The sequence below is a fragment of the Bradyrhizobium sp. CCBAU 25338 genome (assembly GCF_028128965.1).
Lineage (GTDB): Bacteria > Pseudomonadota > Alphaproteobacteria > Rhizobiales > Xanthobacteraceae > Bradyrhizobium > Bradyrhizobium liaoningense.
In genome coordinates, this window is record NZ_LFKY01000023.1 from 18,596 (window position 1) to 31,077 (window position 12,482).

11 protein-coding genes and 2 pseudogenes are annotated in these 12,482 nt (G+C 58.8%); 6 read left to right on the plus strand and 7 right to left on the minus strand.

Going from position 1 to position 12,482, the window contains the following annotated elements; all coding sequences use genetic code 11:
- Nucleotides 1-208: 208 nt before the first annotated feature.
- Nucleotides 209-787: a DUF2971 domain-containing protein gene (locus ACM42_RS08705; RefSeq protein WP_271527544.1), complete on the minus strand. Its 579-nt coding sequence runs from the start codon at nt 785-787 to the stop codon at nt 209-211.
- Between the two features lie 520 nt (nt 788-1,307).
- Here ACM42_RS08705 and ACM42_RS08710 point away from each other — a divergent pair.
- Nucleotides 1,308-1,703, plus strand: a complete 396-nt coding sequence (locus ACM42_RS08710; protein WP_271527545.1) for an AAA family ATPase — start codon at nt 1,308-1,310, stop codon at nt 1,701-1,703.
- A gap of 213 nt (nt 1,704-1,916) precedes the next feature.
- A complete protein-coding gene (locus tag ACM42_RS08715) occupies nt 1,917-2,051 on the plus strand; it encodes a hypothetical protein (RefSeq protein ID WP_271527546.1) in 135 nt (44 codons plus the stop codon).
- Between the two features lie 32 nt (nt 2,052-2,083).
- On the opposite strand, the gene ACM42_RS08720 is transcribed toward ACM42_RS08715, so the two are convergent.
- The 4 genes from ACM42_RS08720 to ACM42_RS08735 form a co-directional block, all read right to left on the minus strand.
- The gene (locus ACM42_RS08720) at nt 2,084-2,671 is read right to left on the minus strand and encodes a hypothetical protein (protein ID WP_271527547.1); all 588 of its coding nucleotides are present in this window, start codon (nt 2,669-2,671) and stop codon (nt 2,084-2,086) included.
- A gap of 459 nt (nt 2,672-3,130) precedes the next feature.
- Nucleotides 3,131-3,517: a hypothetical protein gene (locus ACM42_RS08725; protein ID WP_271527548.1), complete on the minus strand. Its 387-nt coding sequence runs from the start codon at nt 3,515-3,517 to the stop codon at nt 3,131-3,133.
- Nucleotides 3,518-4,023: 506 nt separating this feature from the next.
- Nucleotides 4,024-4,248, minus strand: a complete 225-nt coding sequence (locus tag ACM42_RS08730) for a hypothetical protein (RefSeq protein WP_271527549.1) — start codon at nt 4,246-4,248, stop codon at nt 4,024-4,026.
- Between the two features lie 13 nt (nt 4,249-4,261).
- Nucleotides 4,262-4,546: a hypothetical protein gene (locus tag ACM42_RS08735; RefSeq protein WP_271527550.1), complete on the minus strand. Its 285-nt coding sequence runs from the start codon at nt 4,544-4,546 to the stop codon at nt 4,262-4,264.
- A 581-nt stretch (nt 4,547-5,127) separates the two neighbouring features.
- Between ACM42_RS08735 and ACM42_RS08740 the strand changes: the two are divergent.
- Nucleotides 5,128-5,236 (plus strand): annotated as a pseudogene (locus ACM42_RS08740) (DUF736 family protein); the annotation flags it as partial.
- A 137-nt stretch (nt 5,237-5,373) separates the two neighbouring features.
- On the opposite strand, the gene ACM42_RS08745 reads toward ACM42_RS08740, so the two are convergent.
- Nucleotides 5,374-6,699 carry a DUF3422 family protein gene (locus ACM42_RS08745; RefSeq protein WP_271527551.1) on the minus strand — a complete coding sequence of 442 codons (1,326 nt, stop codon included), beginning with the start codon at nt 6,697-6,699 and terminating at the stop codon, nt 5,374-5,376.
- Nucleotides 6,700-7,906: 1,207 nt separating this feature from the next.
- Between ACM42_RS08745 and ACM42_RS08750 the strand changes: the two are divergent.
- Nucleotides 7,907-10,218: pseudogene (locus ACM42_RS08750) on the plus strand (putative bifunctional diguanylate cyclase/phosphodiesterase).
- Nucleotides 10,219-10,370: 152 nt separating this feature from the next.
- Here the strand turns inward: ACM42_RS08750 and ACM42_RS08755 are convergent.
- Complete coding sequence (locus tag ACM42_RS08755; RefSeq protein WP_271527552.1) at nt 10,371-11,177, minus strand: polysaccharide deacetylase family protein; 807 nt, start codon at nt 11,175-11,177, stop codon at nt 10,371-10,373.
- A 43-nt stretch (nt 11,178-11,220) separates the two neighbouring features.
- Here ACM42_RS08755 and ACM42_RS38670 point away from each other — a divergent pair, with 43 nt between their 5' ends.
- Nucleotides 11,221-11,574 (plus strand): hypothetical protein, encoded by a 354-nt coding sequence (locus tag ACM42_RS38670; protein ID WP_442868911.1) that lies wholly within the window; start codon nt 11,221-11,223, stop codon nt 11,572-11,574.
- A 31-nt stretch (nt 11,575-11,605) separates the two neighbouring features.
- Entirely contained in the window at nt 11,606-11,986 is a 381-nt protein-coding gene (locus tag ACM42_RS08760; RefSeq protein ID WP_442868912.1) for a hypothetical protein, read from the plus strand.
- The last annotated feature ends 496 nt before the right edge of the window (nt 11,987-12,482 follow it).

Below are 12,482 nucleotides of genomic sequence, written 5' to 3' on the forward strand. Positions count from 1 at the left end.
TCCCGGAGGGGCTTGGCAAATCTCCGATTAGGAAGTTGCCGTGTGTGCTATGATAGTTTTTTCTTTCGGCACGATGTTGAATGAACGGGAATCGATGCGTGCCTTGATCGTGTTCGCACTCGGATGATGGATCGTTACTAATCTTCTTACTTCCTCGAAGGTGGTATTGCATTCAGCTCCAAGAACGACCTCGGTCAGTTTTAGCCGACTATCGAAGGGATAGAAATGCAGGCCGCCTTCTTGGGAGGTCAGGTGCACCAAATCGAGAAGCGCGCGCCACGTCTTGCTCGTATCTCCAGCTTTCGTATTTCGTGTAAAGCAAGGCGTCTAAGATCTCGCCGTCGTCTTTGGTGCGGGCTTCTACGTCGCCAAGACGTGCCTTGCGATAAGTGACCTTTCTCGCGAAGCCGTCTTCGACATCAAAACGTAGGCAAATACCGCGGTGCCTATCCCCGTAGTGCGCCCACAGCACTGGATTCGTCCAGTCTTCGCTAAAACAGAGCAATCCGCGCTCATCGTTCAGCTTGTTGTTATTCTCTTCAAGGCCAAGCCGAATTTCAGCCCGCAAAGTTGTGCGAGCCAGCAGTTCGAAGGGATCGTTCAGAGACTTGAACCTAGCAACCTTCAGTCGACTGAACACGATGTTGCTGATCGCGTATTCTGCGGAAGTCAGATGGTACAGACGCCGAAATCCATCGGGTGGGGGAGGAACCACCGCAGCGCTTCCCATATCTCGTGAGTATCCTTTGGCGATCCAAAGCGGTCTCAAGTGTTCATTGTAAGCCATTTCTCGTAGCCAGTCCCGTTTGTAAGGTGCTGACACTGTTCCGCAACCCTTTGGCGAGTGCAAGCACTGGTGTAGCAACAAGGCTTTGGACGGCGCCGGCAAGGCCTTTGACCCGCCGCGGCTCAGGAGCGCCCTTCCGCAGCGCAATCAGCGCTTTGACAGCGAAGGAAGACCAAATGACAAAGAACAGGTTAACCGCTGGCGCGACCATGAATCAGATCGTTAACGGCATTCCGGCCGGTGGCGGCAAAGTAGATCGATCGCTGGTCCTTGCCAAAGAAAGGAAACCTAAACGCCGTGGGAGGTCGATCCGGATTTTGATGCCTTCCCGAAGAAGCATTTCGCCGCCAACAACTTCATTGGGCAATCCTGCGACACAACAAAGATGCTCCGGCGGAGATGCTGCCGACGTTGCGTTTAATCGGTCAGATCAGACAGAAGATCAAGGCGTCGGGCGCGCAACTGCCTCGCCTTCACGAGCCGCGCCTAAGGAGTCGACGATGAGCGTGCGTTTGCTATCATGTCGCTGAACGACATGGGCTCTCTTCACTGGAGGGAGCCCGGACGCGCTACCTCTTTATCTCGAGGGGAGCTGACGCAGCCGGACGCCTTCAAGAAGGTCATACACACGATGCGGAGTGCCAAGACGGCACTAAGCGCCGACATTGGCATGATCGCAATCGACACGTTCGCCAAACTCATTGCTGCTGGAGGCGGGGACGAGAACAGCGCCAAAGATCAGGGCGCCGTCTTTGCCAATCTCCAGCGCGTGAAGGACGTCACTGGTGCCTATGTCGCTTTGATTGGGCATACGGGCAAGGACGAGAGCCGCGGAATGCGGGGATCGAACGCCGCGCCGGGAGACTTCGACGTTGAGGTCAGGATCTCAGGCGAGGACATCAGGACGGCGCAGTGACGAAGGCGAACGACGCTCCGGAGGGGCCACTTTTCTCGTTCAAGTCGGAGGTGCATGATTTCGGCACCGACGAGGATGGCGATCCGGTCACTGTGACATTGTGAGCAGCACCCAGGTTCAATCCGGGCAGGTTGCTGCGAATGAGCCGAAGCTTTCCACCAACCAGCGCGTGACGTTCCGGCTGCTGGCGGAGGCTGGGCCCCGGGGCTCAGTGTGGAGGCCTGGAGCGATGCTGCGCGAGACCAGGGCATCACCAGCAAGCAGCGCCTGTATGAGCTCCGCATGGCGCTGAAGCACAAGGGCTTGGTCCGGGAATACGCCGGCGTCTGGAAGGTGAACCATGCCTAGCCTTGGCACGGCTCACCTTCTCAGACCTATCGTCAGTTGGGATCAAGGCGGGACCATTCCAAAATCAACTGCCCGGTTTCCCCGGGAACGAATGCAAACAATCTATCGGTTTCACCAGGTTTTGCCACACCGAACGACGTGCCATAGCGCTTGCCGTTCTTGTAAACGGCATATTGATAGGCGTTGTACCGGTCGGGGCTATTGTTGCGGACTGTCCAAAGATCCACTCCGCCGCCCGCATCGTAGTGATACAGCGTGAGATAACGAGCGCCATCATCAGCGCCGTCGGGCGTCCAACCCTTTACCCAATCTATCGCCATGAAATCGCCTGGAAATGCGACGGGACGCTCCTCGCCATGCTCCAAATGAAAGACGCGGTCTAGGATGTGTCTTCCAGCGCTATAGTTGGACACGCCGATGGTATGACTCGCACCGCAAGAGTTGAGGAGTTTCGGGTTGGTCGTGCCCAGATTTGTCCAATCAACGCACGCAGGGATGGATTTCTCGACAAACTCTGTCGTCAGGCTGGGTTGTTCAACCGCCGGTTTTTGCTGCCCAAAAGCGCTAGATGCGACGAACGTGCTAGCAACTACAATGATCGAAAGCTTCCCAAAAGACATATGCGCTCTCCCTGAAATCGAATTGCATGCTACCCTCCCACAACCGCAATTATCGATCAATGTGCGTCGCAGCGCCACGGGTAACGGTAACGGTCCGGTCTTCCCTATAGGGCCCTATAGGGGGAGAACCGTGACGTTGCTTCGTTACCGAGGTAACGCGTGACCAGCTTCGTGACCGTGACGTTATCGCTCGTTACCGTCATGCTTCCATTTGGGGCAAGATGTCGCTCCCGTCGGCGGCGAGGCCATACATTGTCGTGTCGTTTATAGATCAATGACTCGCAGTCCTGGACGAACTCCTTGAGCATGAAGTATCCTCACGTGTTTCAAAAAAATCGCGGTCTAGCCATGATCGGTACACTGCGGAAATCAGAACGGCAACTTCCAAAGGAAGTAGAGAAGCCCAGCGACGGCACCCCAGAAACTTATGCCGCGGACTACGAAAGCGAGCACCATGTCTTAGCCACCTGAGCGCCCAGGCCGCTGCGCTGTGCCGATTTCATCGATCGCGTCCGCCAGCCCTTCTAGGAACACTCGGTGCCACGCATCATCATCGGGCAGCTCCCACTCGGGAAGGCTGGCGAGGTATCTGGTCAGAGCGATAACGCCCGCGATCGTGGTTGGCTTTGAACGGATGAGCACATTTGCATGCTCCGTGAGAGCCAGGTTCCTTTGGCCGCTGATTTCGTCGGCGGCAAAAAAGTCGCCAACATCCTCGAGCTTGGCTGATACCGACGCCGCCGCATCGTAGTGTGCGGACAGCTCGCGATGACGCTCAATCACTACGAAGATCGGATCCCGATCTTCTGCAGCAGCCGACTCGGTGGAAATTTCTTGCGATGGCAATGATTGGCCCCGGGCAAATAGCGGACTGACGCTAGCATAGTGGCCACGGCGATTATCAGCGTAGGGAGGCTCTCTTGCGCTGCCTTTCTGCTCAATCAGCTAAGGATCAGACGAGGTCCACACTCGCTCGGGCTTGGTGGGCTCGACCTATCAGTCGACAAGTTCTATCGGAGACGCAAACGGTCAGCGAGTGCTTCGCGGTGAGTTAGAACAGGTCGGTGACAGGCTGGGCGCATGCGGTTCTTCACGGTCGATGCCCGGCAGCGTCAATCCCGCCAAGGGGGATCTGCTGCAGGCAGAGCTGGCTGATCGGCTTTTTGTTCCGCCGAAAGTGTTTTTGCCTCCGCCGGCGGCTCTCACGCGACGCAGCCGAAGATAATCGCGGTTTGAATTGATCTTGGAAGCCCGACCAGGTCGGGCTTTTTCAATAGGCACCTCGAGCTAGTCTCTGGCGGCCTCGGTTTGTGCTAAACACACCTGCTTCGACCTGAGGGACGGGATTTTTCTCAGTGACCGTCAATCTCTCGCATGAGTGCCACCTGCCGTATGACAGTGTGAAGAAACCGCATTTCGTCGTCGGTCACGCGCCGGTTGAAGTAGAAGCAAAGCGTCTTCTCGTTTTCGGCATCGCGGCCGGCGGCAGGGCAGCGCAGCGGCTCCTTTTTCGCGCCGCTGACAAGCCGCAGTGCAGGCCGCGAGTGCGGTGTTTCGGTCTTGGAGGTGTCTGGCACGGGACGGGCTCTCTCAACGCGTGGGCGAAGCTACTGGCGAGTTTTTGGGCAGGCGGCAGGCGCGCTTCTCCGCATCCACAGCGATCGCGGAGAGCGTTTCGTTCTGATCAATGAGCAGAGAGATAGCCTTCGTGGACCAGTCCTCGTAGGTCAGCGTGCCGGAGTTCCACAAGAAGACAAGCGCGCGGGCGACCGCGTTATGGCGCGATAGTTCCTGCAGTTTGCGGTAAAGCTCGGCGTTCATTTGCTCGGGCATGATCTTCTCTTCGTCGAGGCCGTGTCGGTGGTTATCAGTCAACGCTAAGCTCGAGCGCGCAATGCCTCGAGCCTGTTGCCCCCATCGCACCAGTGGTCCCGATCTTTCGTGATGTCGCGCTCGGCCCGATCGGCGACCGACACGCGCTCACGGAGGGGCTTTTAACATCGCCACCAGTGCGATAATCGGCGCCGATCGGCCACTTTCTGCCGTCTTTCTGCTTGATCAGCAGAGGGTTAACAAACCCAGGCGCGAGTAGAGCGGAGGCGACTGCGACATCCATAATGCAGCTGCCCGGCGAGCGGCGGCAAAAGTTAGCGCCGACGAGGTCTTTGGCACCCTCGCGAATCTGGCGGACCCCGAATGTGCGCTTTCCGGCGAAATGATCCGCAACTAGGACGGAAAACGGCGCGCTTTCTATGCGATCCTGCGTCTCGATCCCCTCCAGGATCAAGCGGCTGCGAGGTCCGGTTGGATTCGCCTCCATTGCCGGGCCTCGCTTCCGCCCAGTAGCGGAAGCGCTAGATATCTGGCTGTTCAGCCGGCGCCAGGCCTCATTGTCGGCGTCTATGTGCGAGACCGCCAACCGTCCAACCGATTTTGGAAGCCGGCGCGGGGCTTAGCTCGACGATCCGAGCTTCACCGCTCCGATCTTCGCCAACCTCTTCGCCGACGAGGAAGGTGAGGGCCAGCCTGATCTGGTCCCGTCCCAGCCGTCGCAACGGCGACTGACCCGATGCAAAAATGCCTCGCCCCGTTAGTCCGGGCGAGCATTACCTTGCGCAGGAGCCGGCCGCGATCTTGCGGCAGCGTCGTACCACGACCATGCGAGCTTCGCAGGATGGACGCACTGATTCCGTCAAGGAACTTCAGTCGCAGGCGACCGAGGGCGCGTCGTCGTGCTTGAGGTGCCGCTTTCGGACATTATAACTCACCAGCCAGATCACGCCGACTGCGATCGGCACGAAGGCTGCGGTCAGGAACGAGGGCTCTACTCGCAGTCCGACGTCATGCGCGCCCTTGGCAAGATAGCTAAACAAGCTGACCACATAATATCCTATCGCCCCGACCGATAATCCTTCGACCGTGCACTGCAGCCGAAGTTGCTGTCTCGCGCGCTCGTTGATGGCCTGCAACAGGTCACGATGTTGTCGTTCGATTTCGACGTCGACACGGGTTCGCAACAGATCGGCGGCACGCGCGAGCTTGACCGACAGAGCGGCCTGACGATCCTCTACGGTCGCGCAGGTTCGCATTGCGGGCGCCATGCGGCGCGCCAGAAACGACGACCAGGTTGGATAACCCGAGACATCGTTGCCTTCAATGATGGACAGTCGCGATTGGACCAGCTCGTTGTAGGCCCTGCTGGCGCCGAAGCGAAACAGGCTGCCGGTGGCGCCTTTTTCGAAGGAGGCGGCCAGCCCCGTCAGCTCGGCAAGCAGATGGTTGTTGAACTGCAGCCCCTCACCGCTTTGCATTTTTTCGAGCGCCTCAACAAGACGGCGGTCGATGCGATCGACAGACGGTGCAAGCTCAAGGGCCGCCGACAGGCCAAGGAGGGCCAACGGACGGTAAGTCTCGATTTCCAGGAGCCGTTGCACCAGCGCTCCGAGATCGTGCGATGTCAAGCCGTGGTCGCAGACGAGGATGTTCGTGAAGCCTTTTTCGTCCACGCGGAAGTCTGAGGCGGCAACGCCTGCGCCGCTCTTTGTGGCAACCATGGCCAGGCTGTTCTTGTCGAAAATCTGTTCGGCGCGCTTGGTCGGCGAGGCGCACCGTTCCACTTCTAACCTGATCGCAACTAGCAACTGTCCGGTCTGCCGCAATGCGCGGATCAGCGATCGGACGGTGCCATCAACTTTGTCAAATTGGTGTGCGGCAGGACCATTTGCGTTAGTCCAGATCCAGGTAAATGTCGTAAATTCCGAATGCTGCTCCCAGCGCAGCGTAGCGGGCCCGATGACAATCTGATGAAGTTTCGCCGATTGCTCAGGCGGTGGAAGATTGCGTTCGAGGCAAAAATCGATAAAACGGCAGCGATCGCTTGTGGCCGCCTCACCCTGCGCAAGAAAAGCCAAATGGATCACGCTGACGGGCGAGACAAGGCCCGCGAAAGGGCGCGCGTGCACTTCGCCGAGTACCGCGTGGCGTTGAGGATGTGGTGTGAAGGTTCGCAGATCCATTTCATCGATCATGTATTGACGCCTCGTGAGCTGGTAACCGTGAGGAGGTGGGAAGCAATGGCGGTGCTGGGAAACGGTTAAGCAGGAGTGTCTCTCGTTCTCCCAGTGGGGTGCAGACAGAAGACCTCCGGTGCGGCAACCGTATTGTCGATTGACGGAATGAGGCTCAAACGCGACTCTCAACTTGGTCCCGGCGCAAAACTGCTTGACGCGGAGAGGCGGTGCAGGATTTGGGCCAGCACCGTAGAAGGGGGCGGCCCCACGCTTTTCGGGGCGCAATGTGGCTTTCGAAAACAGTCGGAGACAGTTTCGAACATCGAGCGCGCTTGTAATCTGACAGGATGCGCACGTGGCGCAGGCCGCCGGGAATTGCCTGTTTCGCACGGTGATCGCTAGTCAGGCGGCTGCTATACCTGAGACGCCATACTGTGGTTGGATTGACCATGCAGAGGCCGGAGACTGATCGCGCCCAACACGTTCAAGGCGTCATCATTTCGAAGGTCGCCAAGGATCCTGTTTGTGGCTTCAGGGCTCGGCCGGGATCTGACACCAACCCACTCAAGCTCCTTAGCCAGGGGCGGGCCAACCGAGACGGCGTTATTGATTGCGGATCGCCTTCATGGAAGGCTGTACGGTCAAGCGATGGAGCACGAGGGGAACCGCTCTGAGCTCTTCGATCAGTGTGCCGCAAGCAGGGCAGTGGTAGCTTCCTTGGATGCCACGTTCGGACGTAAGCTCAAGACGGCGGAAGCCGGCACCGCATTCCGAGCACGTCACATCACTCTTTTTCATGCGTGCCCTCCTCGCGATGGCAGCCGTCACATTTGTTTAACATGCGCTTAGTTACCGCGCATCTCCCTGGGACGCCATTCAAGGACAATCAACATTGCGGATTTGCTGTCGCCTGCGCCTGTCGGCAAATGGTAGTCGTACAAATCGGACACCGACAAAAAATTGCGCTCGGTTGTAGAGCGCTCCTTCGTAGAGGTTCAAACCATCGTGCGAAGCTTCTCGTCGTCATCCTGACACCGACAACCGCTTTTCGTCGTATTCTGGCTGCTCGTCGCGGATTTCCTGCGTTGTGAGGAAGAAGACGGTCACGCGTGGTCGAAAGGATCCGCTATCGATCAGCATGATCGCGCCGTCCGTTTAAGTATGAATTAAGCCAAGCTGGATTTGATGCCGCCCGGGCAGGAAGCTTAGGTCAGCGGGGCGTGTGATGAGTGCTGCCAACGAGCAATCCGCGGGATCGGATACGAGGCTGTTCAATGACATGCCGGTCTTGCGGCGGAAGTGGCAGGCTGCGCTCAAGCCCGGCGAGACGCTTCCCCGCTACGAAAATGTGCTGCTGGGGAGCCTTGGGCGGCTTGCCGATCATCTTGTGCTGCTCCGGTGTGACAATGGCGCGTTTGCGGTTTCGCGCACTGGCCGCTATGTGCAGAATTGGTTGGGCGATGCCCGCTGGGACATTCCGCTGGATGCGTTGCGTCCAGATTGCGCGACAGCCCTCACCGGGGCGGCCTCAAATGCGATTGCAAACAGCCATCCCTATCTGGCAACCGCTCATTGCGTGCACGCCGGCATGGTACGGACCTACGACGTGCTGGCTCTGCCCACCTTATCGCGTTGGGGCGGTACACTGGTCGGCGTCTATGTCAACGAGCGGGCCACAGAATACAATTTGATCGATGCAATCTTTTGCAAGACCGACCATGGCGTCATCTCCCTGTCAACCGTTCGCGATCCCGCAGGCAGACCATTTGATTTTCAAGTTGTGCACCACAACGAGGCAGGGGCTAGGCTCCTCGGTGTGGAAGAGGGCTGCCTGTTGTGGCAGCGCCTCAGCAATTCAGACCATCTGCTCTGTTCGCATGAGATGATAGAGCGGTTGGGCGCCGCGGTCGCGAATGAATTCGGTGACCAGTTCGAGGTCGAATACGGTGATCAGAGCCTGCGCTTGCGCCTCAGTGCCTTCGGCATGCTCGCGAGACCTTCCTGCGAATGAAAGTTCAGGAGATCTGGCCAGACGACGAGCGGGTCAGCTATACGCGGGCGCTGCGGGACGCCGGCGATATCTATCAGTCCGAACACCCCTGGCGCCATGTCAAGGCTGATGGCACGGAGATTTCTGTGCTGACCTTTGGGCGACGCCTGATGATTGAGGGGCGCGAAGGGTATCTGGTCGTGGTGGTCGACATCACCGAACGGCGCAAAGCCGAGGCCCGTATCGCCCATATGGCACTTCACGACGGGCTGACCAACCTCGCCAACCGCGCACTCCACCAGAGGTGGCTCGAGGAGGCGCTTGAAAGGGCTAATGCAGCAGGTAACAGCGTCGCGGTGCTGTGCATCGACCTTGACCTCTTCAAGAACGTCAACGATTCGTTCGGACACCCCATCGGCGATCACATGCTCGAGCAGGTGGCCGACCGGCTACGGTCCAGGGTCGCCGGAAACAATCTGGCGGCACGGCTCGGTGGCGACGAATTTTCGATCATTCTCACGGATGATACCTCGCCGACGCATGTGAGCCAATTCGCGGCCGACCTGATCAGGACGTTGAGTGCGCCTTACGAGATTGACGGCAATCAAGTCATTATCGGTGCCTCGGTGGGAATCGCGCTGTCACCAGGCGATGGCACGACCAGTGCCGAACTGATGCGTAATGCCGATATGGCGCTCTATCGCGCCAAAGAGGATGGCCGCGGAACGCATCGCTTCTTCGAGAGGGAGATGGATCAGCAGGTGCAGCGGCGGCGCGAGATGGAGCTTGATCTGCGCCGTGCCTTTGCGGGTCACGAATTCGAGCTGCACTATCAGCCCCTGGTTGATATCGCGAGCGACAAGATCTCTGGCTTTGAGGCGCTTCTGCGCTGGCCGCACCCAGAGAAGGGCATGATCTCGCCGGCCGAGTTTATTCCCCTTGCGGAGGAAATCGGACTGATCGGGCCCCTCGGAGAATGGGTGCTGCGCGATGCCTGTAACGAGGCGGTAAAGTGGCCTTCGGAGATCAAGGTTGCGGTTAACCTGTCCCCGGTTCAATTCCGTAGCCGCAATCTGGTTCAGGTGGTGATTTCAGCGCTGGCGAAGTCCGGCTTGGCGCCGACGCGGCTCGAGCTTGAAATCACCGAATCTGTGTTTCTGGCGGAGACGGAGGCAAATCTTGGGATCCTGCACCAGCTCCGCGAACTCGGCGTCTCCATATCGCTGGATGACTTTGGAACGGGCTATTCCAGCCTCAGCTACTTGCGCAGCTTTCCCTTCGACAAGATCAAGATCGATCGCTCCTTTGTGAAGGATCTGGCGAAACGCTCCGATTGCGGGGCCATCGTGCGGGCGATCTCGGGCCTCGGCCGGAGCCTCAACATCACGACGACAGCGGAAGGGGTTGAGACCACGGAGCAGCTCGATTGGCTTCGTGCCGAGGGTTGCAACGAGGTGCAAGGATTCTTGTTCAGCGGCGCCAGGCCAGCCACCGAAGTGGGGCAGCTGTTGGTTCGCTTTGGCGCAAGGGCGTCCAAGGCGGCATGAATTGCCGATCCCGCAGGAACAGGTTCGTCAAATCGAGGGCTCGCAAACCGAACACGATCGCCACGAGGTTGTCCGAAGCCATCATTGGCGCGCACGAGTTGATCTTCAACACTTCTCGCGCGCCTTGACTGCGGAAGTGCGTCGCGTGGACGTCAATGGGGTACTTCAGCGCTCCTCTGGGCGGCAGCCGGCACAAGATGCACGATCCGATACCCATTCTGATGCAGGTACCGCAGGAACGCAGGCAGCATGGCCGCCGTCCGCGTCTGCGCATCATGCAGCAGAATGATGCCCTTACGAGCGGCCTTGAGCCGCTCGATCAGGATTGTGAGCTCCCGCTCTGGAGTTATGTTCTCCCAATCGCTCGCCCAAAGGTCAGCTCCGAACACGACAATTCCGCGCGCCTGCAATAGATCGAGCGTCGCAGGTGTCGCGTCGAAGTAGGGGAACCGGAAGAACGGTGTCGAGGGCATTTTGGTGGACACACCGTTAAGCGCCATTTCGACGGCGGCGATACCGCGCTCGATGTCCTCTTTCGCCTGCTCGAACGGGATTTTCGACATCATCGAATGCGACCAGCTGTGGTGCGCTACGGTGTGGCCCTGGGCGGCCATACGCCGCACGAGCTCGGGAAATTCAGCCGAGGATCGGCCGACCAGAAAGAACGTGGCTCGCGCGCATTCCTGTGCGAGCGCAGCCAGCACCTTATCCGTGTTCGGCGGCCGCGGTCCGTCATCGAAGGTGAGGACGACTTCATGGTCCGCCAGAGGAAGCGTCTCTGGAAAGTTCTTCAGCCCCACCCGGGGGAAGAGCGCGGCATCGACAGCGAGCACCCGCGTCGTGCCGAGCGCATCCCGGCGATTGCAGCTAGAGGCGTCTGTCACGGCAGTACCGGCGAGCAACGCCAGCCCAGCGCAGCCGATGCGAAAAGCTAATCTAGGCAGGCGCAACTCTGTCATTGCGCGTTAGTGCGACCTCGATTGTTGGTGAGGCCCGTGGTGCTTGGCAGACTATCTGATCGGCATCGCCGGATATCGGCGCATCGAGGGTATGTCGTGCGCAAAAACGTCGTCGAAGTCCATTATCCGCTCGAACCGCTCCTGCCGCCTGTCTTGCTTGGGCTGGAGGCAGGCGACTTGGCTCTTCGCGCAGGAACGCGACCGGGTGGGCGCGGAACCAACCGCCAACCGCATCGATGGCGGCGGGTTCGGCCGAAGGCCATCCGCTCTAGCTTCCAACGTCCTAGGCCAAGATCTACTGATCGATGATGGTCGCCTGTGCGTTCGCGTTAAGACGCTGCTCCGCGACAGTCTCGAGGCTGAGGTAATCGTTGGCGGCAAAATCTTCAAACCATAAGGGCGTTAATCTCCCTGTGACGATCTTGGATGTGTCTCCGTTTACTCCAAAAGACCGAGCGGACTTAGAATTGGGCCTTCGACTCGGCGTCGATTGCGTCGCGCTGTCGTTTGTGCAGCGACCGGGAGATCTCATCGAGGCGAGGGGCCTGATTGGAGATCGGGCAGGCCTCGTCGCGAAGACGAGAAGCCGGTTGCTCTCGATCGGGTCGGCGACATCATCGGCTTGTCTGACGCGGTCATCGTGGCGCGGGCGATCTGGGCATGGAATACCCCACGAAGGCGTCCCGGGTCGGCAGAAGGAGCTGGTGGGAGCCTGCTGGCTGGCGCGGGACGCGTCATCGTGCAGACTCATTTTCCCCGGGTTCGAGTTCATCCCTGCGACGGCCGCTGTCGTCAGATCATCCGTTTAGCTCAACACGACGATGAAGCTGCTGAGTCTCTAACAGGCGCATAGCGCACGTCCGCGGATGAAGCGAACGTGCTGCTGGTGCTGTGGCGAAGCTGATCAGATTGTAGAGCATTGCTTCGCGGAAGTCTTGTACTTACGTTCGATCAGCGCCGCGCATGAGGATTCTTGGTCGCGGGCTGCTTTGGTCTCGATAGATTACCGGAAGGCACTAGGGAGGAACGGTCCGCCTCAACTACTTGCGCGACGATGCCTCGTGCTAAAGCATTAGCCGTTTCGAACCGAGCTATTCCACGGCGAATGCGAGCCCTTTCAGAAAAAGTCATAGTTCGTTTTACCTTCTGTCCAGTCCGCAGCAGTACGTAATCAAGCACCGATTTGTTATGCTCAGCCATCCTGGCCGCGGCAATCCACCCGTGAGGCAAGCGTGCCTCACGCTTGATGCACCAGTACGGCGCGCGGTCTTGCCTTCCGCACCAGAGGGCGACTCGAATTGAGAT

Coding starts and splice junctions, on each gene's coding strand:
- ACM42_RS08720 (WP_271527547.1), bottom strand. CDS start 2,671: ATGTCTTTTGGGAAGCTTTCGATCATTGTAGTTGCTAGCACGTTCGTC.
- ACM42_RS08755 (WP_271527552.1), bottom strand. CDS start 11,177: ATGACAGAGTTGCGCCTGCCTAGATTAGCTTTTCGCATCGGCTGCGCT.
- ACM42_RS08705 (WP_271527544.1), bottom strand. CDS start 787: ATGGCTTACAATGAACACTTGAGACCGCTTTGGATCGCCAAAGGATAC.
- ACM42_RS08710 (WP_271527545.1), top strand. CDS start 1,308: ATGTCGCTGAACGACATGGGCTCTCTTCACTGGAGGGAGCCCGGACGC.
- ACM42_RS08745 (WP_271527551.1), bottom strand. CDS start 6,699: ATGATCGATGAAATGGATCTGCGAACCTTCACACCACATCCTCAACGC.